At 60.8% G+C, this 23,694-nt stretch carries 20 protein-coding genes; 12 read left to right on the top strand and 8 right to left on the bottom strand.

All coding sequences use genetic code 11. The features are described 5' to 3' along the window. Positions 1–235 precede the first annotated feature (235 nt). Positions 236–2,221: an autotransporter domain-containing protein gene (locus QD356_RS08550; RefSeq protein ID WP_192837649.1), complete on the top strand. Its 1,986-nt coding sequence runs from the start codon at positions 236–238 to the stop codon at positions 2,219–2,221. Between the two features lie 123 nt (positions 2,222–2,344). Here QD356_RS08550 and purN read toward each other — a convergent pair whose 3' ends face one another. Both purN and purM read right to left on the bottom strand, forming a co-directional pair. Continuing rightward, entirely contained in the window at positions 2,345–3,121 is a 777-nt protein-coding gene (gene purN / locus QD356_RS08545; RefSeq protein ID WP_054556275.1) for a phosphoribosylglycinamide formyltransferase, read from the bottom strand. Then, positions 3,118–4,200: a phosphoribosylformylglycinamidine cyclo-ligase gene (gene purM, locus QD356_RS08540; protein WP_054556274.1), complete on the bottom strand. Its 1,083-nt coding sequence runs from the start codon at positions 4,198–4,200 to the stop codon at positions 3,118–3,120. Before purM ends, purN begins: the two co-directional genes overlap by 4 nt. A gap of 312 nt (positions 4,201–4,512) precedes the next feature. On the opposite strand from purM, the gene QD356_RS08535 reads away from it, so the two are divergent. The 6 genes from QD356_RS08535 to QD356_RS08510 all read left to right on the top strand — a co-directional run bounded on the left by QD356_RS08535 (position 4,513) and on the right by QD356_RS08510 (position 9,484). Continuing rightward, entirely contained in the window at positions 4,513–5,622 is a 1,110-nt protein-coding gene (locus QD356_RS08535) for an AI-2E family transporter (RefSeq protein ID WP_043334110.1), read from the top strand. Between the two features lie 40 nt (positions 5,623–5,662). Continuing rightward, the gene (gene hda / locus QD356_RS08530) at positions 5,663–6,361 is read left to right on the top strand and encodes a DnaA regulatory inactivator Hda (RefSeq protein WP_043334111.1); all 699 of its coding nucleotides are present in this window, start codon (positions 5,663–5,665) and stop codon (positions 6,359–6,361) included. Positions 6,362–6,463: 102 nt separating this feature from the next. Next, the gene (locus QD356_RS08525; protein WP_107336345.1) at positions 6,464–6,937 is read left to right on the top strand and encodes a phosphate-starvation-inducible PsiE family protein; all 474 of its coding nucleotides are present in this window, start codon (positions 6,464–6,466) and stop codon (positions 6,935–6,937) included. 567 nt (positions 6,938–7,504) lie between these two features. Further along, complete coding sequence (locus QD356_RS08520; RefSeq protein WP_225996325.1) at positions 7,505–8,641, top strand: hypothetical protein; 1,137 nt, start codon at positions 7,505–7,507, stop codon at positions 8,639–8,641. Next, a complete protein-coding gene (locus tag QD356_RS08515) occupies positions 8,638–8,961 on the top strand; it encodes an STAS-like domain-containing protein (protein WP_192837651.1) in 324 nt (107 codons plus the stop codon). The genes QD356_RS08520 and QD356_RS08515 overlap by 4 nt, the downstream gene beginning before the upstream one ends. Next, on the top strand, positions 8,954–9,484 hold the full coding sequence (locus QD356_RS08510; RefSeq protein ID WP_192837652.1) for a hypothetical protein: 531 nt from the start codon (positions 8,954–8,956) through the stop codon (positions 9,482–9,484). The genes QD356_RS08515 and QD356_RS08510 overlap by 8 nt, the downstream gene beginning before the upstream one ends. A 404-nt stretch (positions 9,485–9,888) precedes the next feature. On the opposite strand, the gene QD356_RS08505 is transcribed toward QD356_RS08510, so the two are convergent. Both QD356_RS08505 and QD356_RS08500 read right to left on the bottom strand, forming a co-directional pair. Beyond that, positions 9,889–10,323 (bottom strand): secondary thiamine-phosphate synthase enzyme YjbQ, encoded by a 435-nt coding sequence (locus QD356_RS08505; RefSeq protein WP_192837653.1) that lies wholly within the window; start codon positions 10,321–10,323, stop codon positions 9,889–9,891. 148 nt (positions 10,324–10,471) lie between these two features. Further along, the gene (locus QD356_RS08500) at positions 10,472–11,380 is read right to left on the bottom strand and encodes a LysR family transcriptional regulator (protein ID WP_043334115.1); all 909 of its coding nucleotides are present in this window, start codon (positions 11,378–11,380) and stop codon (positions 10,472–10,474) included. A gap of 719 nt (positions 11,381–12,099) precedes the next feature. On the opposite strand from QD356_RS08500, the gene QD356_RS08495 reads away from it, so the two are divergent. From QD356_RS08495 to QD356_RS08485, 3 genes are all read left to right on the top strand, one after another. Continuing rightward, positions 12,100–14,121 (top strand): TonB-dependent receptor, encoded by a 2,022-nt coding sequence (locus QD356_RS08495; protein WP_192837654.1) that lies wholly within the window; start codon positions 12,100–12,102, stop codon positions 14,119–14,121. Positions 14,122–14,530: 409 nt separating this feature from the next. Further along, positions 14,531–14,992 (top strand): flavodoxin domain-containing protein, encoded by a 462-nt coding sequence (locus QD356_RS08490; protein ID WP_043334117.1) that lies wholly within the window; start codon positions 14,531–14,533, stop codon positions 14,990–14,992. A gap of 69 nt (positions 14,993–15,061) precedes the next feature. Then, on the top strand, positions 15,062–15,478 hold the full coding sequence (locus QD356_RS08485) for a hypothetical protein (protein ID WP_052384630.1): 417 nt from the start codon (positions 15,062–15,064) through the stop codon (positions 15,476–15,478). Between the two features lie 154 nt (positions 15,479–15,632). On the opposite strand, the gene ppnN is transcribed toward QD356_RS08485, so the two are convergent. After that, a complete protein-coding gene (gene ppnN, locus QD356_RS08480; protein ID WP_277876238.1) occupies positions 15,633–17,045 on the bottom strand; it encodes a nucleotide 5'-monophosphate nucleosidase PpnN in 1,413 nt (470 codons plus the stop codon). Between the two features lie 16 nt (positions 17,046–17,061). Beyond that, on the bottom strand, positions 17,062–17,361 hold the full coding sequence (locus QD356_RS08475) for a hypothetical protein (RefSeq protein ID WP_043334118.1): 300 nt from the start codon (positions 17,359–17,361) through the stop codon (positions 17,062–17,064). A gap of 307 nt (positions 17,362–17,668) precedes the next feature. On the opposite strand from QD356_RS08475, the gene QD356_RS08470 reads away from it, so the two are divergent. Both QD356_RS08470 and QD356_RS08465 read left to right on the top strand, forming a co-directional pair. Continuing rightward, entirely contained in the window at positions 17,669–18,610 is a 942-nt protein-coding gene (locus tag QD356_RS08470) for a LysR family transcriptional regulator (RefSeq protein ID WP_192837655.1), read from the top strand. 463 nt (positions 18,611–19,073) lie between these two features. Next, positions 19,074–20,669, top strand: a complete 1,596-nt coding sequence (locus QD356_RS08465; protein WP_192837850.1) for an acetyl-CoA hydrolase/transferase family protein — start codon at positions 19,074–19,076, stop codon at positions 20,667–20,669. A 74-nt stretch (positions 20,670–20,743) separates the two neighbouring features. Here QD356_RS08465 and QD356_RS08460 read toward each other — a convergent pair whose 3' ends face one another. Together QD356_RS08460 and QD356_RS08455 are read right to left on the bottom strand one after the other, a co-directional pair. Then, the gene (locus QD356_RS08460) at positions 20,744–21,073 is read right to left on the bottom strand and encodes a YkgJ family cysteine cluster protein (protein ID WP_054556269.1); all 330 of its coding nucleotides are present in this window, start codon (positions 21,071–21,073) and stop codon (positions 20,744–20,746) included. A 79-nt stretch (positions 21,074–21,152) separates the two neighbouring features. Then, positions 21,153–23,642, bottom strand: coding sequence for a YjbH domain-containing protein (locus QD356_RS08455; RefSeq protein WP_192837656.1), 2,490 nt, complete (start codon positions 23,640–23,642; stop codon positions 21,153–21,155). Between the last annotated feature and the right edge of the window lie 52 nt (positions 23,643–23,694).

Below are 23,694 nucleotides of genomic sequence, written 5' to 3'. Positions count from 1 at the left end.
GACGTGTGACGACGGTGGCAAGAAAGAGACAACGGTGGCAAGAAAGAGACAACGGTGGCAAGAGAGACGCCGGTGGTAGGTAGCGAGAACGTGACACGCTCACAAGGCGCTGAGTCTTAGCCGGAAGTTGAACAAAACACGTGATTCAATCACTCGTTTTATTGCCTATGCTTGTCTGCAGGCCACCCCCAGAGTGGCTGCAGGACGGATACCTCCCACAAGCAAGGGGCACGCCATGCCATCGCGTTCACATCGCGCTGTATTCCCGCCGGCCAGCACCAGCGGCCTGGTCCGACGTTTCACCCTCAGCGGTCTCGCCCTCGCCATCAGCACCACCTTGCTGGCGACTCCCGCGCAGGCCTATTCCAATCTCTATCTCTTCGGCGACAGCCTGAGCGATTCCGGCCAGTTCCCCGATACCACCCTGGGTGGCCTCAACAGCCTGCGTTTCACCAACCGCAGCGGCCCGGATTATGAGAACTCGGCCTATGGCAGCGTCTCGACCCAGCTGCTGGCCACGGAACTGGGGCTGGCGGCAGAGCCTTCCACCTCGGTGATCTATCAGCTGGCCGGCTTCAGTGACGGCACCAACTACGCGGTGGGCGGCTATACCACGGCGCAGATTCTGGCCTCGGTGACCGACGAGAATGGCTCCGAGGTGGTCATCCCGCCGGGCAGCACCGGCGCGGGCACGGTGCTCAGGGTCGAGGATGGCTATCTGGTCAGCACCGGCGGCAGTGCTGACCCGGACGCCCTCTATTACGTCAACGGCGGTGGCAACGACTTCCTGCAGGGCGTGATCACCTCGCCGGCCACTGCGGTCGCCTCCGCCGGCAATCTGGCCTCCGCGGTGGAGGCGCTGGCAGCGGCGGGTGCCACCACCATCATGGTCTCCAACCTGCCGGATGTCGGCAGCACCCCGGCCGGCCAGTCGGCGGGCGCGGCGCAGGCGGCGGGGACCTCCGCGCTGGTAGGCGTCTTCAATGATGCGCTGGGCGCGCGGCTGGCGGCGCTGGATGGCGAGGTCAACATCATCCGCCTGGATACCGTCGGCATTCTCGAGGAGGTGCTGGCATCGCCGGCCGAGTTCGGCTTCGCCAGCGACGTGCCGCTGACCCAGGTGTGTTTCTCGGACAGCTGCAATGTCACGCCCTACGGCCTGGGCGGCGCAGCGGAAGACCCCGACAAGCTGCTGTTCAATGATGGCGTGCACCCGACCACCGCCGGCCAGGAGATTCTGGCCGACTACGCCTATGCGATGCTCGCCGCGCCCTCGGTGCTGGGGCTGGCGCCGCAGCTGGGCACGGGCGCGCTCAATGCCAGTCAGCGCAGCCTCGCCGATGAATTGCGTCCCGGTGCGCAGGACAGGCGCTCAGGGGAGGGCGTGCGCGTGTTCGCCATCGGCTCGGCGAGTGGCGGCACCGGCGATGGCGAGACCTCCAGCGGCCAGCAGGGCTTTGACAGCGAGCAGCGCGGTGCGGGTGTCGGCGTGATGCTGCCGCTGGACAACGCACTCGGCCAGGCCTGGGGCGGCGTTGCGGTCAGTCAGCGCAATGCGGACTTCGATGTCGATGATGGCAGTGAGCTTGAACTGGAAGGCCAGGTGTTCAGCCTGTTCGCGCGTCAGCAGCTGGGCAGGTTTGGCGTCCAGGCGGTGGCCAGTTACGGCGACTTCGATTACGACCTCGACCGCCATGTCGCACTGGGTCAGTCATCGCGCACCCTGTCCGGTGAGACCGATGGCGATGGCTTCAGCGCCGAGGCACGACTCGATTATCGCCTCACCGCCGCCGACTCGCTGTGGTACAACGCGCCCTTCGTGGCCTACCGCCATACCGAGTCCGACATCGATGGCTATACCGAATCCGGCTCCGCCGCCAACGCCCTGAGCGTCTCGGATCAGACGCTACGCGATCGCCGTGTCGAGGCCGGCTTCATGGTCGACCGCGCCATCACGGAGGGCTTCGGCCTCTACGGTGAGCTGGCCTACGGCAAGCGTCTGGATGACGACGCCGACAGCGCCGAAGTGCGACTGGCGAGCCTGCCGACCAATGCCTACCGCGCCGAGGATTTGGATCGCGGCAGCGACAACTACCTGCGTGTCGATGGCGGCTGGCGCATGCAGCTGGGCCGCAATGCCATGCTGCATCTGGGCGCCGGCATCGAGACCTGGGATGAGGTGACGGCGCGCGGGGAGGTGGGGGTGAGTTACACCTTCTGAAAGCGAAAGCCATCGAGAGAGAAGTGAAGCTTTAAAAACAAGAAGACCCCGCGACATCGGCATGTCGCGGGGTCTTCTGTTTTCAGCTCGCTGTCAGCTCAGTCGGCCTTGCCAGCAGACTGATCAGTCTTCTTCGCCTTCCGGCAGCTCATCGCTGAGCTCTTCTTCCACATCGGCGTGGGAGAGGCGCAGGCCGCCCACCGGCAGGTTGTGGCCGTCGAGCTTGGCCACTTCACCGTCGAGCTTCAGGCGGCCTTCGAGGAACCAGCGCACCGCGATCGGGTAGATCAGGTGCTCACGCGTGTGCACGCGCTCCTTGAGGCTGGCTTCGTCATCGCCTTCCAGCACGTTGGCGACGGCCTGGATCGCGACCGGGCCACCGTCGAGCTCCTCGGTGACGAAGTGCACGCTGGCGCCGTGTTCCTTCTCGCCGGCTTCCAATACCTTGCGATGGGTATCAAGCCCCGGCCAGGCCGGCAGCAGCGACGGGTGAATGTTCATCAGACGCCCGAAGAAGTACTGCACGAACAGCGGCGACAGGATACGCATGAAGCCGGCCAGCACGATGAGGTCCGGTTCATGACGCTCGATCACCTTGATCAGCGCGGCGTCATAATGCTCGCGGGACTCATACTCCTCATGCGGCAGCGCCACGGCATCGACGCCGGCGTCACGCGCACGCACCAGACCATAGGCATCGGCCTTGTTGGAGATGACCGCGACCACGTCGCCGCCCAGCTCGTCGTGTTCCTGTGCTTCCAGCAGCGCCTGCAGATTGCTGCCGCTGCCGGAAATCAGTACCACGACGCGCGGGCGAACCGGCGCATCGTCTGCCTCGAAACCGTTGCCGAAGCCGCCGAGAGTGTCACCGTTGGAGGCGTTGGTATTCGGTTCGATCATGCGGACAGATTCTCCAGCTGGACCTGCTCTTCCATGCCGTTGCGGGCGCGGATGCTGCCGAGGGTGAAGACGGTCTCGCCCTGGGCTTCCAGGTGAGCGCGCGCGGCGGTGGCGTCGGATTCAGCGACGACCACGACCATGCCGACACCACAGTTCAGCACGCGGTGCATCTCGTGTTCTTCGACGTTGCCCTGCTGCTGCAGCCAGTCGAAGACCGCCGGACGCTTCCAGCTGGCGACGTCGATCTCGGCGGTGCAGTCTTCCGGCAGCACGCGCGGGATGTTCTCGAGCAGGCCGCCACCGGTGATGTGGGACATGGCGTGCACGGACAGGCCGCTTTCCTTGAGCAGCGACAGCAGCGGCTTGACGTAGATGCGCGTCGGCGCCATCAGGGCGTCAGCCAGCGGCTGGCCGTCGATTTCCTGCTCCAGCAGGGAGGCATCGGCGACTTCGAGGATCTTGCGGATCAGCGAGTAGCCGTTGGAGTGCGGGCCGGAGGAGGCCAGACCCAGAATCACGTCGCCTGCGCCGACCTTCTTGCCGTCGAGGATCTCGGACTTCTCGACCACACCGACGCAGAAGCCGGCCAGGTCGTAGTCGCTGCCTTCGTACATGCCCGGCATTTCAGCGGTTTCGCCGCCGACCAGCGCGCAGCCGGACTGCAGGCAGCCTTCGCCGATACCGGTGACGACGTCAGCGGCGATATCGATGTCGAGCTTGCCGGTGGCGTAGTAATCGAGGAACTGCAGCGGCTCGGCGCCAGCGACCACCAGATCATTGACGCACATGGCGACCAGATCGATGCCGATGGTGTCGTGACGGTTGAGGTCCATGGCCAGGCGCAGCTTGGTGCCCACGCCATCGGTGCCGGTGACCAGCACGGGCTGGCGGTAGCCTGCCGGCAGTTCGCACAGGGCGCCGAAGCCACCCAGACCACCCATCACTTCCGGGCGGTGAGTGCGCTTGGCGACACCCTTGATGCGTTCGACGAGGGCGTTGCCTGCATCGATATCGACACCTGCATCCTTGTAGCTCAAGGAAGTCTTGCTGGGCGAGGAGTCCTGGGGGCGTTGCGTCATGTGAGGTTCCTGTCGGTGCGGCCTGGGCGGTGAGACACGATCGATCGCGGGAAAAGAAAGGCGGCCATTGTAGCATTGCGCTTCGCGGCTGACACTGTGCCGATTCACAAAACCTCATCAAAATGTGAAAAGGCCGCCACGCCAGTCATGGCAGGCCTTGTCGCGTCTTGGGTGGCGCCGGGGGAGGCAATGTCAGACGCGTGAGCGGCGCGTGTCTTGTGGGTGACTCGGCGACAGGCAACAATGGGTGATGCGTGCGCCGTCGGCAGTCAGCCGTCACGAGTGCCCCACGGCTTGTCTCAAGGAGTGAAGATGCAGCGTAAATGGTGGTTGCTGGCCGCAGGCGTGGCCTTCCTCGGCCTGTTGGTGATGCTCGAACCGATTCTGATGCCGTTCTTCATCGGCATGATTCTCGCCTATCTGGGTGACCCGCTGGCCGACTGGCTGGAAGACAAGGGCCTGTCGCGCCATCTGGCGGTCACGCTGGTGTTCAGCGTGCTCTCGGTGGTGCTGTTGATCGCACTGCTGGTGCTGGTGCCGCTGCTCGGGCGTCAGCTGGCGCAGTTGATCAGCTTCATGCCGGTGGTCTTCAACTGGATACGCGAGACGGTGCTGCCGGAAATCCAGTCATTCACCGGGCTGGATTTCAGCGCCGACTTCGATCAGGTCCGCTCGCTGCTGCTGGGCAACTGGAAAGAGACCGGCACCTTCGCCGCCGCGCTTCTGGGCACCGTCTCCAAGTCCGGGCTGGCGATGGCCATCTGGCTGGGCAATCTGGCGCTGATTCCGGTGGTCACCTTCTATCTGCTGCTCGACTGGGACCGCATGAAGGAGAAGCTGCAGGGCCTGCTGCCGCGCCATATGGAGCCCACCGCCACGCGTCTGGCGCATGACTGTGATGAGGTGCTGGGCGCCTTCCTGCGCGGGCAGCTGCTGGTGATGCTGAGTCTGGGCATCGTCTATGCCATTGGCCTGGCGATCATCGGGCTCAAGTTCGCGCTGTTGATCGGCCTGGTGGCGGGGCTTGCCAGCATCGTGCCGTATCTGGGCGTCATCGTGGGGATCCTGATCGCGGCCACGGTGGCCTTCTTCCAGTTCGGCGAGTGGTGGGCGCTGCTGGCGGTCGGCGGGGTCTTCGCGCTCGGTCAGCTGCTGGAAGGCGTGGTGTTGCAGCCGCTGCTGCTAGGCGACAAGATCGGCCTGCATCCGGTCGCGGTCATCTTCGCGGTGATGGCGGGCGGCCAGCTGTTCGGCTTTACCGGCATTCTATTGGCCCTGCCGGTGGCGGCCGTGATCATGGTGCTCTTGCGTTATCTGCATGATCGCTATAAAAACAGTACTTTATATGACCAACAGCGTGATTCTCGCCCCGCGGTGGCAGCAGATCAGCCAGCGCCGCCGGCGGCAGAGGATACCCAGTGATCGAGAGACGAGATCACGGCAACAACAATCAGCATGACGGATGGCAATGACTCAGGGACAGATGGCACTCGGCGTCGGGGTACGTGACGCCGCGACCTTCGACAACTACCACTTCACCTCGACCTCGCTGGCGGAGGCCCTCAAGGGGCAGCTTGCCGACGGTGGGGAGCCCTTCGTCTATCTGTGGGGCGGCGAGCAGAGTGGGCGTAGCCACCTGTTGCAGGCGGCCTGTCATCTGGCAGGCGAGCAGGGCAAACGTGCCTTCTATCTGCCGCTCAATGAGCTGGGCCACTTCCCGCCGCACATGCTAGAAGGGCTGGATGAGATGGACCTGGTCGCCATCGATGACCTGGATGTGGTGATCGGTCGTCAGCGCTGGGAAGAGGCGCTGTTCCACCTCTACAACCGCTTGCGCGACGGCGGGCGGCATCTGCTGGTCAGCGCCAGCTGCGCACCGCGTCTGCTGCCCGTCATCCTGCCGGATCTCGCCTCGCGGCTCTCCTGGGGCGTCACCTTCCACCTCTCGGGGCTGGATGACGCCCAGCGCCTCGAAGCGCTCAAATTGCGTGCACGTGACCACGGCCTTGCACTGCCCGACGAAGTCGCCCGCTACATCCTGCATCGCGGGCCGCGCAGCCTGCCGGGCCTGTTCGCGGCGATGAGTGAACTCGACAACGCCTCGCTCTCCGCCCAGCGCAAGCTGACCATTCCCTTCGTCAAGCAGACGCTCGGCTGGTAGGGCTGCGCCTGCGCGGGCCCGGTGGCCCAATCTTGCCTTCATCACGACCGCGGCACCGATATTGCAGTCTCTTTCCATCATCTCTGTCTGAGGACACGCGGCATGAACAGGTTAGATAAGCATCGGGAGCGCATGCACAAGCAAGCCAACTCGATCGGCAACTTCCTGGTCGAAGGCTTTCACTATCTCGGCCTGTTCGCCATCGGCGGCGCGATTGCCATTGCCTCGGTATCGGCCTTCTTCGAGATGTTCGCCAAGGGCTCGGCCAGCGTCGATGACATCCTGCTGCTGTTCATCTATCTCGAACTCGGCGCGATGGTCGGCATCTACTTCAAGACCAACCACCTGCCGATCCGCTTTCTGCTCTACATCGCCATCACCGCGCTGACGCGCTACCTCATCGGCGATGTCTCCCACCACAAGGCCCCCGATATCGGCCTGCTCTACCTCTGCGGCGGCATCTTCTTCCTCGCCCTCTCGGTACTCGCCGTGCGCTTCGCCTCCTACAAATACCCCTCCAGCAAAGCCATCGACCCGATGGGCGGCACGGTAGGGGACGAAGACTCGACGCGATAAGCCCGTGTTTCAGTAGCTCCTGAAGACTATCTGGATTCAAGTTGACAGTCTGGCACCGCTGATCGCTGCATGACTAAGCGCACGGGGTTTCTTGTTCTGGTGCTCTGCTTGGATGAACAAGATCTGCTTCATAAGATGGCTATGTCAGACGGTGGCGAGATGGTCAGATTCTACCCCGCCGGCGGTGATCCGGCGGTTACGGCGTGCTTTGTGTAGTGTTTCCCTAAATGACACTTCATCGGATATAATCATTCTTGTGAGCTCTCTATTTTTAGTGTGCGGAAATGACACTCAAAAAATTCTGACTCATCCCTTGGAGGGCCCATACATCGAGAGCTCCCTGCGGTAGCTATTCTAAATTGTGTAAAGATGTACGATTCTTATACACTTTTGTTATTTTATTATAGGGTTTTTACATTTATCTCTGCTACTGCAAATAGGTTCGCGCTGAGTTTATAGATATGATCGTACCTAGATGCTTAAGGCTAATGCTGACGGCTTAAGATAAAGATGAAATAGCTTTAAAGTGACTCAGACCATAGAGCCTCTCTGTAGCAGGAGTTTATGTTGAAAAAATCATCTGGTACTAACCGTTCAAAAATAAGAAAGCGTCAATATAGAACAAAAAAGTTTAAGTTAAAAAAAGCATTGGAGAGAAGTTATCTTGGTTCTTGGAATGAAGTTGAGAAAGCTAGAGATAATCTAAGGTTATTAAAGTACCCGAGGCATAGAGTTGTAAGGAAGAATGGGTTTTCATCCAATAGGCGAGTTAGATTTCTCGTTCCTGAAAGGATTGATTATTATCAAAAGAAAAAATGCGAGCTAATGAATTCTTTTTTGTCTCAAGTAAAAGATTGCGCTCTAGATAATAATCGTAAAATTTACTTGGATTTTACCAATACTACATATGTTAGTGCGGCTGCTATGCTTTCAATGTTAGCAGAGGTTGATCTTATTATTAGGAAAAGTGGATATGCGGCAAATGCCGTAGCATTTAATCATCCTAAAGATCCAAAAGTTGAAAGTATCTTGAACCAGGTTGGGTTTTATGATCTTTTGAAAAAAAACAAGCGTGTTACTAAAGAGTATGAAGATGTAACTTTCTGGAAGTTTACTTCTGGCATTTGTTCAGAGCCAATGTTGGCAAAACTGATGTTTAGCGAGATTAAAAGTGAGCTAAATGGTCCCGCAAGTAAGAAGTTGTATAGAGGTTTTGTGGAGGCGATGTCTAACTCTGTTGAACACGCTTATAGTTACGATAATGAAAACGGCGAGCAAGACAAAACAGCTAAATGGTGGACGTTTGCCGGTATAAAAGATTCCAAGTTGACTGTAGTGATATGTGATAAAGGTGTGGGGATTCCGAATACATTGCCTATAACTCAAGGCCCAAGTAAGTTGAGAGAATTATTTAGAGCGCTAGGGTTAAGGCCTGTTAAAGTTAAGGATTCAACCTTTATAAAAGCAGCATCGAGCCTCGCCAGCACTAGCACTGGAAAATCTAATAGAGGTAAAGGGCTTACCGATATAAAGTCTGTTATTGATTCTATTGGAGATGGAGTTCTCTCTATTTTCTCGAATCATGGGAGATATATTTACAAAGGAGATAATGGCGCCGTAAAAGAGATTATGCACGACTATAAACACTCAATTTCTGGCACTATTATTGAATGGTCCTTCCCTCTTAAGAGTGTAGAAAAATGAAAACTATCAAAGTGATGGATAGGTATCCTTGTCCCGGTCCTAGATATGCTTCCTTAGGCCCAAGCTCGGGTGAGGAATTCAAAAAGTGGCTTAAAAAAGAGTTAGAAAATAATGAGGGCTTAACCGTTGATCTTGATGGTACCGAGGGTTACGGTTCTTCATTCTTGGAAGAAGCATTTGGAGGATTAATTAGAGACGGTATAGATGCTAGTAAGGTCTTAGCCATTAAGTATGTTTCCAAAGAAGAGCCAGAGATAATAGATGAAATCAATGAGTATATAGAGGACGCAATAGGATTACAGGGCGATTCTAATGGATGAAGTTAAAAAATGGGTTCTTGTAGATGATGGTTGTCAGCTTGAAACTGAATGGGTTTGTGATATTTTAGTTCTATTTCAAGACGATAGTCAGTATGTTACATGGTTTCTTGTTTTTGTTGGGTGGGTTATAACTGCTCTTATTGCTTATTTGCAGTTTAAAAAAAGCGATGAATCTTCGAATAGCATTAGTCATAACGAGTGGGTGAGAGAATTTAGAGAAAAGCTCGAGGTTCTTGAAGATAATGCTTTGATATTTTGGACGAACAAAGCTAAGGCTGAAGATGATCTTATAACTTTAGAAAAACTCATTCGAAGCATAAAAGAGATTACGACGATTGCCGGGGATATAGAAAAAGTTGGTGGGGTTGAATATCCAAAGGAGACGTTTATGGAGCTGAGAAGAGCTATTACAAGTGATACAGAACTTGAAGACCGTCCGCTTCCAACTCATCACTCTAGGCCGGAATCTATTGTAAGATATAGCAAAAGCTTAAGGCGGCTATACAGGCGTAAATGTAGCTGAGCAGGATTTTATATAAGTAAATGTTGAATCTCATATGGCTAGCTATTGCGTGAAGGAATTATTCCAATGGCTTGAAACATCATCCATTGTCAATGGTTGATTGTAGGGGTATGCTTAATTAATAAGTGCGGCGCCCGAGGTGTCCAAGGCTCCAGCGACTTTTTGTCGACTAAGCTCTACATCACGACGTGCATGAATTTGGTATCTTCGGGTCTGGTGTAGCTGATGATCGTACATATTCCGTTTCACGTTGGTCGGTAAAGTTGAGAGGGTATCGGCACTGGTCCTATTGCTTCTACCGGATGACCTAAAGTGCTGCGCTTATTTTGTGAATTTAGGGGGGGGAGTTAACTTCAATGACCTTTTATAAGTCTTTTAATATCTCAAATTAGTCCCCTCACCCCTCACCCCTCACCCCTCAGCGTCAGACATAACCTGCGGCTGCCGCCGTGGTCGCGGTGTTCACCCAGCCAGATGCCTTGCCAGGTGCCGAGGGCGAGGCGATTGACGCCGCGGCGGGCTTCGACAGGCAGGGTGAGCTGGGTGCCGAGCAGGCTGGCGAGTACGTGGGCGGGCATGTCGTCATCGCCTTCCAGTGTGTGGCGGAAGTAGGGCAGGTTGCCAGGCACCAGGCGGCGCAGGAAGGCGTCCATGTCGTGGCGCACGTCGGGGTCGGCGTTCTCATTGAGCGTCAGCGAGGCGGAGGTGTGCAGCAGTTGCACATGCAGCAGGCCGACACTGACCGGCGACATTTCGGCCAACGCCTGCTCCACCTCGTCACTGATGAGGTGAAAGCCGCGCTTGCGGGCGGAGAGGGTGAGAGTGTCGCGTTGCCACATGAGAAGCCCTGCCTGTCGTTGATTCAGTACATGCTAAACATGACAAGCCAGAACGCAAAAGGCCAGCCCCTGAGGGCTGGCCTTTTTGCTGCGTGCCGCGCTGATACATGTCACCGCGAGGGTGAGGGCCAGCGTTGCACAGCTTGAATCAACCGGCAGTGGTGGCGGCTTCGCTGACGGTGCGGCGGGCGGCCTTGGCGGTGACGCGCTCCGGCTCTGACTTGCCGATCTCGCGAGCGAGCCAGTCGGCGAGCATGCGCACGCGGGTCGGGATCGGGCCACGCGGCAGCAGCATGCCGATCTCGACCGGCGGGATCTCGCTGCATTCCAGACGCTTGAAGGACTGGCCGTTGCGCTCGCTGAGGGTGTTGACCCAGTCGGTCGGCAGCACGGCACGAATCAGGCCATCGGCCACGTAGTCAGTGAGGACTTCGAGGTCATCTGACTGGATGTGATTCGGGCGCGGGTCTTCCGGGTGACGCGAGAGGGAGGTGCCGGACACCAGCGGTTCCAGCTCGCCCCACGGCAGTTCTTCCGGGTTCTCGACGTGAGAGGCCGCGTAGGCCGCCTGATGCCAGTGGGTCAGCGGGCGGAAGACGTGGGTACTGCCGGCCAGATGCGGGAAGCCGATCACCAGGTGCGGCTGGTTCTCGAGAATCTCGCGACCGTTGTGCCACAGCTTCAGCTTGATATCGACGCCTTCGTGTTCCGACAGGAAGCTGGTCAGCGCGTGACCCAGGAAGTGACGACCCAGCGACGGCGTGGCGTGGATACGGATGGTACCGGTGAGGTCTGACTGGCGGTCTTCGATGGCGCGGTGCGCTTCATCATCGAGATTGGCCATCGAGCGTGCGTAACGGTAAAGGGTCTCGCCGGCTTCTGACAGGCGAATGCCACGATGACCACGCTCGACCAGGCGAGTGCCGAAACGGCCCTCAAGGGCGTCGAGGCGACGGCTGACGGTGGACTTGGGCAGGCGCAGACGTTCTGCTGCGCGGGACAGGCTGCCGAGGTCTGCGACCATCAGGAAGGTGTTGTAGGCGTCGATATCGCTCATCGAATAGGTCCGGTTGTTCAGAGGGTCGGGGTGTGCCGTCAGGGAAACACCCACCTTGTACGGGCCAAACGGGCCCGTTGCAGCGCCAGTCGCTGCACAACGGATTGCCTGTCGATGACCGTGCCCCTCAGGCCGCAGGGGGATGCCCCCGGGCAAAGACGCGCTCATCGATCAACAACCGTCACTGCCAGCCGAGCACCTCAGCGCGCGGCGACAGGTCTTGCATCTGCTGCAGATATCCTCAGGGCCGAAGCCATGAGAGGGCACTGCCTTGGCGTGACAGCAAGCGCCCTTAATCTGAGCACGCTAACTATATCACTCTGCTCGTAGTGTTGCATCTAAAGTCGCATGCATTGCGCAAATCCGATCTCCGCAGGATGAAACTCTGCCGTGAAGCGAGAAATTTGCGTGGGTCAGGCACTTGTCGAGGCATGTCGGCTAAGACGTCAGTGGCTGGCGATGGTTCCGTATCTGATGACAGACAGGTGATAAAAAAGTGAATTTGGTGGCTGCATGGGTGAAAAAGTGTGCAAATCGGGCCGTTTTTGGCAGTTGAGGCACAATCCGGCGCTGCAAGAGGCGAGAAATGACGTGGCCAGATTGCAGAAGTTGCAGAGCGGCGTTGCAGGAAGTGTTGATGACGCAAATGTGCAAACGCGTGCATTATCTCGTTCGCAAAGAGAATCATTATTATTATTAATCTTGGGAACCCTCCGCTCATGATCGATCGCCTCTCTCCGTGCGTGGCAGCCAGCGCTTCCCGCGCCGCTGCTTTCACTCCGCGTCCGCTGGTGGCAGCCATTGCGCTGCTGTGTGCCAGTACTGCCAATGCAGAGACGCTGCAGATGGACACGTTGCAGATCGAGGACGATCGCCTCAACGCGACCGCGGTCATCGATAGCGAAGAGATCGCGCTGCATCAGGCGCATGATCTCAAGGATGTGTTCCGTGATACGCCGTCCGTCACCGTCGGCGGCACCACCGCCTCATCCGAGATGATCTACGTGCGCGGTCTGGAAGACACCAACCTCAACATCAGCGTCGATGGTGCCAGCCAGAACGGCTACCTGTTCCACCACAGCTCCAGCTTCAACATCGAGCCGGAACTGCTCAAGCGCGCTGAAGTCCAGGCCGGACCGGGCGCCGCCGACAATGGCCCCAACGCTCTGGGCGGCAGCATCAAGTTCGTCACCAAGGATGCCCAGGACCTGCTCGAGCCGGGTGAGACCTTCGGCGGCATGGTCAAGGGCAGCACCGAGTCCGCGGCAGATGCCGTCAAGGGCACGCTGTCCGTCTACGGTGAAGTCGCGCCGAACGCGGGCCTGCTGTTCTCGACCAGCGCACGCAACAGCGATGACTACCGCACCGGCGGCGGTGATGAAGAGGAAGGTACCGGCGGCCATCAGCGCAGCTACTTCGGCAAGTTCAGCCTGCTCGACCAGGGCGCGCACAGCCTGCGCATCAGTGCCGAGCACAACGAGGACAGCGGCATCTACTGCACGCGTCCCAACATGGAATGTCAGCCGTTCAACAACGTGAAGGTCGACACCGAGCTGAGCCGCGACACCTATACCGCCAACTATGACTATGAGCCGGGCTCGCGTCTGGTGGACGTGCACACCAACGTCTTCCACACCAAGACCGAGCTGGACCGCACCACCGTCTCCACCGGCGATAAGTTGAACGCCGATGTCGAGAGCTACGGCGGTGATCTGAACAACACCTTCCGTTTCGGCCCCGAGGACATGAACAACCGTCTGACGCTGGGTAGCGATTACGTCTACGACGAATCCAGCACCGGCAGCTTCGACGAGAAGGCCCGCAACCTCGCGCTCTACGCCCAGCACCGCATGACGCTGGGCGCGGTGGACCTGTCCTTCGGCGCGCGTGTCGATGACTACAAGACCGAATACGCCAATGGCGAGACGCTGGATGACACCGATGTCAGCCCGAACGCGAGCCTCAACTGGCGCGTCGGCGGCGGTGTCGAGCTGTTCACCGGTTACTCCACGGCAGTGCGCGGCAACAAGGGCCGTGAAGCCATCCTGGCCGACGATGGCGTCGGTGTCGGCGAGACGCTGACCGTCGAACCGGGTCTCGAGGCCGAGACCTCGCGCAGCACCGAAGTCGGCGCGCGCTGGAAAGGCAATGACCTCCTCACCCAGCGTGACCGCGCTGGCCTGGAAGTCACCTACTTCGATACCCACTTCGACAACTACATCACCGATGAGACCGTCGGCAGCGAAACCACCATCTACAACATGGAAGGCATCGTCACCAGCAAGGGTGTCGAGGCGCGTGCCACCTACGGGATCGGCGGCTGGGACATGACGCTGGGCTACCTGACCATGGACCTGGAAGACAATCAGGGCGAGACCGTGGTCGACGACATGGGCCTGGGCAACCAGACCGGTGATCGCTGGAGCCTGGACAACCGCTACACCTTCGTTGACCCGCAGATGACGATCGGCTGGACCGTGACCGCCTACGAGCGCCTCACCGACCTGCCGGATGATCAGAGCGAGCGCGCCGGTTACGCCACGCACGATGTCTACGCCAGCTGGGTGCCGCGTGACATGCAGGACCTGACCCTGACTGCCGGTATCTACAACCTGTTCGACAAGGAATATACCGACCAGAACACCTACTTCCTGGAACCCAACGATCGTCGCGGCATCACCACGGGCGCCATCACCAGTCCGGGGCGTGACGTGCGTCTGTCAGTGGCGTATCGCTTCTGATCAGAAGGCTCTGAACCCGCAAGTTCGCACCTGACAGGGATTCATCGCCAGCGGTCGTGATCCAGGCTCGCAACGCAGGATGCTTCACTGGCAAGACCCTCGCAGCGCCATCGTGTTCTTCACGGTGGCGCTGTTTTGTTTGCGGGGCGCACAGAAGGGCGGGGCTGCCAGCTCCTGCTGCCTGCTGCCTGCGTCTCGCGGCCACGCTGTGCTATCGATTCATCAGACCAGGCCCGCCTGCGTCTCGCAGGCGCGCTGTGCTATCGATTCATCACACCAGGCCCGCCTGCGTCTCGCAGGCGGGCTGTGCTACCATCGCGACCAAATGTCGGAGAGCGTCTGCGCGACTCTTCGCACTGCACTCACGTTCCCGTCACTGGCGGGTGATCGTTCGAATAAGGAAGGATGCATGGCGCTTCTGAAGATTTTTGTCGGCACGATGTATGGCGGTTCACTGGATGTGGCCGAGCAGGTTCAGCCGTTGTTCGAGCAGGCAGGCTACACGGTCGAGGTGCTCGACCAGCCGACACTGGCCGACCTGACTGACGCGCGCCCTGATCTGGCGCTGTTCGTCACCTCCACTACCGGCAGTGGCGATGTGCCGGGCAACCTGACCGGCTTCCTCAATGCGCTGTCTGCCGAGTCCCCGGCGCTGGATTGGCTGCGTTACGGTCTGATCGCCCTGGGCGACAGCTCCTACGGCGAGACCTACTGTGGCGCGGGGCGTCATCTGGATGAGCGTCTGGCCGACCTGGGTGCCACGCGTCACGGCGAACGCCTCGAGATCGATGCCATGGAAACCTTCATGGCCGACGACGCGGCGCTGCCGTGGGTCGAGAGCTGGATTCCGACCCTGCCGGCCACGGCCTGATCCTGCGGCGGTGGGGTCGCCCGCCGCCTGCTTCTTCTGTTGTCCGTTCTTTCATCGAGACTGCTTCACATGCCGAAACTGAATCCTGATCATCCGCGTGCCCGCAACCTGACGCCGCAGCGCGTTTCCGTGCTGGCGGGTCTGGCGGTGGTAATGGTCGCCAATATTCCGCGTTTCCTGATGAGTGGCGAGAATACGCGTCTGATGCTGATCGTCGGCTTTGCCGTCGCCGTCAGCGCGCTGGGCATCTATATCTATCGCCAGCTGTCAGAGACCGCCAAGGCCAAGGTGCCGACGATGATGCGTCGCCTGCTGGTCTGGCTGGTGGTGGGGCTCGCGGCGATGGCAGCGTTCAACTTTGCCGCGCCGATGCTCAACCGCCCTCAGGAAGGTGCGCTTGAGGTGCTGGTCGATGGCCTGACGCTGGGTCTGCTGGCGCATGTGATCAGCATGTGGATGCAGCGCCGTCGTGGTGAGGAAGGCTGAGCCTCGATTCTTGCGGCTCATGAGATGCTGTCAGCAAGATCTTCCCTACCAACAAGAACGCCCCGATCAGCGATGATCGGGGCGTTCTTGTGATGGCGCTCTTGTGATGGCTGATGAGGTAACGACACGCCTCAGCGTGCCATCACCGGGCCACTTACTTGCACAGGGTGTAGCAGGGCACGTAATCGCTGCCCGGCAGCTTCATGCGGCCCTGGGCGACGAAGGAGGTGAGCAGGGCGTCGAGACGCTCCATCAGCTCGGCTTCGGCGGTCAGGCGGAAGGGGCCGTCGCGCTCGATCTCCTCGATGCCTTCCTTCTTGACGTTGCCGGCGACGATGCCCGAGAAGGCGCGACGCAGGTTGGCCGCCAGTTCATGCACCGGCTGGTTGCGGTGCAGCGCCAGGCCCGACATGTTGGCGTGGGTCGGCGCGAAGGGCTGCTGGAAGTGCGGGGCGATATGCAGGCGCCAGTTGTAGTAGAAGGCATCCTGATGCTGGCGACGGAATTCCGCCACCTCGTCGATGCCACCGCGCATGGTGCGTGCCACCTCGACCGGGTTGTCGATGATGATGGTGTAGCGCGAGCGCGCTTCCTCGCCCAGGGTGTAGGCGATGAACTCGTCGATCTGCTTGAAGTACTCGGCGCTGGACGCCGGGCCGGTGAAGATGACCGGGAACGGCAGCTCGCTGTTTTCCGGGTGCAGCAGAATGCCGAGCAGATAGAGAATCTCTTCGGCGGTGCCCACGCCGCCCGGGAAGACGATGATGCCATGTGCGGTGCGCACGAAGGCTTCAAGGCGCTTCTCGATGTCCGGCATGATGATCAGTTCATTGACGATCGGGTTGGGCGATTCGGCGGCGATGATGCCCGGCTCCGAGATGCCCAGATAGCGACCTTCGGTGCGACGCTGCTTGGCGTGCGCGACGTTGGCGCCCTTCATCGGGCCCTTCATGGCGCCCGGGCCACACCCGGTGCAGATGTCGAGATCACGCAGGCCGAGGTGGTAACCCACGTCCTTGGTGTACTCGTACTCCTCGCGGTTGATGGAGTGACCGCCCCAGCAGGTGACCAGACTCGGCTCACGCGAGGACTTCAGCGCCCCGGCGTTGCGCAGGATATGGAACACCGCATTGGTGGTGCCTTCGGTGGTCGTGAGATCGAAACGCGGGGTGTTCTGGATCTCGTTGGCCACATAGACGATGTCACGCAATACGCTGGAGAGATGCTCGCGAATGCCGCGGATCATCTTGCCGTCGACGAAGGCATCGCCGGGCGCATTGTCGAGCTTGAGGCGAATGCCGCGGTCCTGCTGCAGCACCTCGATCTCGAAATTCTTGTGTGCGTTGAGCACCGCGACGCTGTCATCGGTCTGGCTGCCGCAGTTGAGCACGGCCAGCGCACAGCGGCGCAGGATGTCATGCAACCCGTTGGAGGAGGTATCGCGCAGGCGATTGACCTCATCCTGGGAGAGCACTTCCAGGCTGCCTTCCGGCGAGATGATGGTCGAGACCAGCATGGAGCTGGCATCACGTGAATAGGTCGTCGCTTCGCTGGTGACAGAATTCATGACTGTCTTCCTTGTGTCAGGCGCCCACGGTGGTCTGGGCGCGTTTCCGGGCTTCTGCCCAGAGTTCAGCAATGCGCTCGCGGTCGTCCACGCTCATGCTGTCCTGGGCAAAGGCGTGCTGCATCCACTCTTCAAAGGTGGCGTCAAAGTCTTCCGCGACCACATCCTCGGGATCGTAATCGGCGTTTTCCAGCACCAGTTCCACCTGGGGGATCATGTACCCCAGCGGGAACAGGTCATTTTCGGCACAGTCGCTTTCCATGGCGAGCAGCGCCTTGTGAATGGCTTCGCCGCGTGCAGCCAGAGCATCAGACATCTAAAGCATCTCGTGTTTCGGGCCAGTCCGAAGATTGGCCAGGACAGGGGTAAAGCGCCGGGCCCTGGCGCGTCGCCGTGGCGTTGAACACGGCAGACGCAGCCAAGGTGGCAGCTGGCATTGTCCATGATGCTAACACGCGAGAGTGGCGGGGCGCAGCGCTGCGCATGGCGGCCAGCTCTGGTAGAATCATGTGCTTTGCGGGTCGGTGGCACCTGTGCAGACATGGCAGTTGCGTCATGCAGGTCGTCGCCGGCAACACGATGCGCCGAGTCGCGTCCCCCGTTCGTGAGTGGTCAGTGCCTTCATGTTCAACGCCCAGTATTTTCGTACCTTCATCACACTGGTGGAGACCGGCAGCTTTACCCATACCGCGCGCAAGCTGGAGATGACCCAGCCCGGCGTCAGCCAGCATATTCGCAAGCTGGAGCAGTATCTGGGCCGCTCGCTGCTCAATCGCCAGGGACGCAAGTTCTCGCTGACCGCAGCGGGGCGTCGCTGCTATGACTACTCCATCAAGCTGTTCGCCGAGCACACCCAGTTCATGCACTCGCTGGATGATGACTCCCCGGACAGCGGCGAATGTCGCGTGGCCAGCCCCTCAAGCGTCGGGTTGATGTTCTACCCGTTCACGCTGGGCTATCAGCAGCAGCATCCGGGGCTGACGGTCAGCTACAGCTTCGCCTTCAATTCCGAGATCGTGCAGGACGTGCTGGCGGGTCGCTTCGACCTGGGCATCGTCACCGAGCCGGTCAAGCATCCGGACCTGAACTTCGAGCTGTGGCATCAGGAGCCGCTGTGCCTGGTGGTGCCCGCCGATTTCGCCGGCAACAGCCTCAATGAGCTGATGGCGCTGGGCTTCATGAATTACGCCGATGGCGTCAACAATGCCAGTGCCTTGTTGCGTGAGAACTTCACCGGTGAATTCCGTTCCATGAGCCACTTCCCGCAGCAGGGCTTTACCAACGATATCGGCATGGTGCTGGACGCCGTGGCGCGTGGTCTCGGCTTTACCGTCGTCTCGCGCACGGTGCTGGAGACCTCGCCGTGGCAGCGTCAGGTGCGCGAGATGCCGCTGACCGAAGCCGTCTACGAGAACCTCTACATCGTCACACGTGACAATGCCGAGGTGCCGCGCCGCTACGAGCAGCTGCTGGGTGAATTCCGCCTGCAGCGTCGCAACACGCTCTACGGCTACGCCGATGCGCCGGAAAGCTTCGACAACATGGACTTCGACAGCATGGTGTAACGCCTCGCGTCGTCATCTGCGCTTCCCGAAAGCCCGCTCTTCATGAGCGGGCTTTTTCGTGTCTCGCCGTCGCCATCTGCGCCGCGTGCTGCGTCGCCCTTTGTGCACCGCCTGGTTCCAGCCGCTGCCGCCGCCTTGCGACCAAGGCCTGATGCGGGGGCGGCGTACTGCATGGGATGCTGAAAGCCAGCGCCTGGTGATTACAGCTCTGGCTATTACAGACCTGTTTATTACAGCCCTGGCTATTTCAGGCTTGGCTATGCTGGGTCTTGCCAGCGCCTTGTTTGCTCATTTCGTGGTGTCTTGCCCATCAGGAGGTTCTGCCGTCGTGTCTTCATCCGGTTCTCGCTCCAGTGTCACGCCTCATGCTCCGTCAGCCTCCGCAGCCTCCCCATCTCCCGAGGCATCAGCCGCGCCTGCCGCATCAGCTGCATCAAGCGAGGTCTTCTCGCTGCTGGCGCGTATGGAGGTCGGCGAGCTGACCCCGGAGCAGCATGCCGAGGTCGCGCGTCGCTGCCGCTTGCCTGACTGGCAGTCGCGCCAGATGAGCGCCAGTAAGGCCGCCGAACTGATTCACGATGGCATGACGGTGGGCATGAGCGGCTTCACGCGGGCGGGGGAGGCCAAGGCCCTGCCGCTGGCGCTGGTTGAGAAGGCGCGCCGCGAGCCGTTCTCCATCACGCTGATGACCGGCGCCTCGCTGGGCAATGACCTCGACGGCCAGATGGCGGATGCCCACATGCTGGCGCGGCGCATGCCGTTTCAGGTCGACCCGGTGCTGCGCCGGGCCATCAATGCCGGCGAAGTCATGTTCATGGACCAGCACCTGTCCGAGACGGTGGAGCTGCTGCGCAATCACCAGCTGAGCGACATGAATGTCGCGGTGATCGAGGCCAGCGCCATCACCGCCGATGGCGGCATCGTGCCGACCACCTCGGTGGGCAATTCGGCCAGCTATGCGATTCTCGCCGACAAGGTGATCATCGAGCTCAATCTCGAGTCGCCGGCGGCGCTTGAAGGGCTGCACGACATCTACATCCCGCAGATGCGCCCCAGCCGCCAGCCGATTCCAGTGGTCGCGCCGGATTCGCGCATCGGCACGCCGTATATCCCGATGGATCCTGCCAGGATAGCGGCCATCGTGCTGACGCGTGGCAGTGACAGTCCTTCGACCTGCACGCCGCCGGATGACGGCACCCAGCGCATGGCGGGCCATCTGGTCGAACTGCTCAAGCAGGAAGTCGCATTGGGGCGTCTGACACCGGCATTGCTGCCGCTGCAGGCAGGCATCGGCAGCATGGCCAACGCGGTGATGAGTGGCTTGAAGGAAGGGCCCTTCGAGCACCTGACCATGTACTCGGAGGTGCTGCAGGATTCCACCTTCGATCTGCTGGATGCCGGCAAGCTCGATTTCGCCTCCGGCTCCTCCATCACGGTCACCGAGGAGCGTGGCCGCACGCTGTGGAAGGACCTCGAGCGCTATCGTGACCGCCTGATCCTGCGCCCGCAGGAGTTGTCCAATCATCCGGGCATCGTGCGACGCCTCGGCGTGATCGCGGTCAATACGGCGCTGGAATTCGACATCTACGGCAACGTCAATTCCACCCACGTCTGCGGCACGCGGATGATGAATGGCATCGGCGGTTCCGGCGATTTCGCGCGCAATGCCCAGCTGTCGGTGTTCATCACCAAGTCACTGGCCAAGGGCGGTGATATCTCGAGCGTGGTGCCGTTCGCCAGCCACGTGGACCACACCGAGCACGATGTCGATATCCTGGTCACCGAGCATGGGCTGGCGGATCTGCGCGGTCTGGCGCCACGCGAGCGGGCGGTGCAGGTGATCGAGAACTGCTCGGACCCGAGCTATCGCCCTGCGCTGCGCGCCTACTTCGAGGAGGCGTGCCAGCGTGGCGGCCATACGCCACATTGTCTGGAGCAGGCGCTGAGCTGGCATCGCGAGGTAGAGGTGAAGGGGCATATGCGCGCCATGCGCACGGCAGCCGAGCCAAGCCCGAGCCTTGCAGGAGCGGCCCCGTCGCTGCCGGACGCCACTGCCTGAGATAGCACATCAGGCAGGGCGCTCTCAGGCAGGGTGTTTGGGAGAAACAACCAGGACGAGCGCTGGCAGGCGGCCTACTGATCGAGGCCGTTTTCCAGGCGCTCGTCTTCGCATTCGGGGCTGCCCATCTCGTAATCGCGGCACAGCTGCGGGCGCCGGTCGTAGATGGTGCACATCAGCGTCTCGCGGTCGACGGCGGCACACCAGCCATCGTCGAGGCGGCGCATGACTTCGCCGCCCCATTCATCCTCGTCGATCAGGTAGTCCGGCACGCCGGTATCGGTGAGCAGGATGACCTCAAGCCGGCAGCAGCAGGCCTGGCAGTTGCTGCAGGCGATCTCGTGATTGGCGGGTGTCGCAGCGCCGGCAGTGGCCGGCGAGACGTCGGTAATCGGAATATTCATCGGGTCAGGGTCAGCCACAGTGAGTCAGGCGCCAACATCGGCACGCTTCAGCCGGCAGTGAAACACACTCACGCGCGGATTACTTGTAGACCTTGTCGATGCCTTCCCAGTAAGTCTCGGGATCACGATCGCGCGTCATGTCATACAGCTGATAGCGGCGGTTGAGGCGTGCGCCACCATCACGGGTCAGCGGTGCCCAGGCAAAGCCGGTGCTGCCCTTGCTCGATGTCGTGAAGAAGGCATCCAGCGGGATGCTGACGTAGAGTCCCTTGTCGAAGCTACCCTCGCCGTAGTCATCGCCGGCATCGGTCAGGGTCGCCCAGGCGCCGACGCTGACCCCGTTGGAGAAGCTGCGCGACAGGTCCAGCGTCGCGCCGACATCACCGGCCAGATAGCGCCCCACCGAGCCCTTGACCAGCACATCGTGCCAGCCGGACTGCCAGTAGGCGGTGGCGTGACCGGTGGTGACCGAGTAGTCACGCAGACCGAATTGCTGGTCGAACTCGCGCTGGCGGACGCGGTTGATGTCCAGCCCCAGCGCCAGCGAGCTGTTCATCGGGCGATAGAGCAGCTCGGCGCCGACCCCGGCATACATCATCTCGAGAATGCCGCCGTAGGCCTGGGCGTACCAGTCGCGCCCGAACTGGTGGGTGCGGTTGTACTGCAGGCTGGTGATGCCCAGGTCGGTTTCCTTGATGTATTCCCCGACGTAGGTGCGCACGCGCGGCAGCTCGGAATCGGCGATGTACTCGTAGCTGTCGAAGTTGTCGGCGAGCTGATAGGTCGCCACGCCGGTGAACCAGCCATTGCGGTCGGTGCGCCACAGGGCATCCAGCTGCAGGTTGAGCTGATAGAGGTAGCCATCGGGGCCGCCGAAGTTCTGCTTGAGACTCGGCGAGAAGCCCCAGCTGAAGCCGAACGGCTCGCGTGCCAGCTTGACGCCATCCCCTGTCGCCTGGCGTGTCTCTTCGTCTGAGCTATGAGGCGAGGCGGCATGGGCGGTGATGGAGTGCTCGTATTCGGCGCCGAAGCGACGGTCATTGGCGGCGGCCACGAAGGGCTGGCGCGGATGCTCATCTTCACGCAGCGCCAGACCATTGCTGCTCAGGCGATAGCGGAAGGTGGTGATCTCGGCGGGCAGGCGGTTATGCAGCACGCGGTTGGCGCGGCCTTCGGCCTGCAGGTCATCACGGAAGCGCGTCGCCTCGGCCTCGACGATCAGGGTGTCGCCCTCGACCCGCAGCTGTGACACCTCAAGGCCGCTCTGGGCGCGCAGGGTATCGGCCAGCGCGTCCCAGTCGACGTCGGCAAGGCGCGGGAGATCTTCTGCCTCTGGGCCGTCAGCTGCGCCCGGCTCGAGCGGGGAGTCCGCGGGCGCGCCGCCGAACGAGTCGAGTGTCAGCAGGCGGCCTTGCTGATCCTTATTCGCTGATGGCTTCTTACTTGCTGAAGGCTCTCCATGCGCTGATGGCTTTCTGTTCGCTGACGGCTCTTCATGGGCCGACGGCTCTGCAGCCACGCCTGCCGGTTGGGCCGTGCTGGCGGTGGAGGGCGCCGTGCCCGAGGAGGCGTCCGCATTGAGCGAGCGCACGCGGAAGGCCTCGGGTGTCTGGTCGTTGCGATAACGGCTGTGGGTGCTGGGGGCGACCGCTTCCGGCGTGCCGTCGTCCTTGGCCTGGGCGAGCCCGGCCAGATTGGTCGACAGTGACAGCCCCAGCATGGCGGTGTTGCCTCGCTCCCAGCCGCCATGCAGCGACAGGTTGTCATTGACCTTGACGGTCGCGCCCAGATTGACCGGCGAGTCCTGCTCGATCTCCACCGTCAGTGGCTCGTCGGAGTAGTCGTTGCCTTCGTATTCCAGCATCAGGGTCAGCGGGTCCCAGGGCGTCTGGTATTCGATGCCGCCGAAGACGGCCGGGCTGCCGCTGAACATGCTGCCGAGCTGGAAGTCGCCGCCGTCATCGCTGGTCGAGTCGCTGCGCGTCTCGAGGCTGCTTCTCACCACTGCCAGCGGATTGCTGAAGTCGCCGCGCGTGCCCAGATAGCCCCAGCCGAGGCCCAGGCTGAAGTCGAGGTCGCCGTAGCGCTTGCTGGCGACCAGGTACTCGGAGCTGAACAGGCCCGTACCGCCGAGATCTCGCAGGCCCACCGCGACTTCGGGCTGATAGCGGCCTTCCTGCAGCAGGCGGAACTTGGTGTCGAAGGATTTATCCAGGTAGTCGCGGTCCGGGGCGGCCGCGCCATAGCTGACGGTTTCCACCGAGACATAGCGAAAGCCCAGTTCCATCCAGTCGAAGGGCGCCGCATTGACGCTGAAGCGCTTGTAGGGCTGGGTGCGGCTGTAGGTGAAGCTCAATTCGCCCTGGGGCGCAAAACGCGCCGTGGGCGTCTGCATCAGGCCCACGCCACCGAAGTCGCTCTGGGATTCGCCAGTCGCCGCGTGGGCGATCTGCGCGCCCAGCAATCCGCCTGCCATGCCGAGTGCCAGCCAGCCATTGCGTGCCAGGGCAGGGCGCTGCTCGGGGCGTGAGTGCGTAACGTGATTGGCAGGGCGAAAAGGACTCGACATGGGCGTCTCGCATGCACGCAAGCCAGCGGCTCACGTACGTGAATAAGGGATT

The sequence above is a fragment of the Cobetia sp. 2AS genome (assembly GCF_029846355.1).
GTDB classification, from domain to species: domain Bacteria; phylum Pseudomonadota; class Gammaproteobacteria; order Pseudomonadales; family Halomonadaceae; genus Cobetia; species Cobetia amphilecti.
Note: the sequence above shows the minus strand (reverse complement) of the source record. Positions and strands in the feature narration are given on the sequence as shown.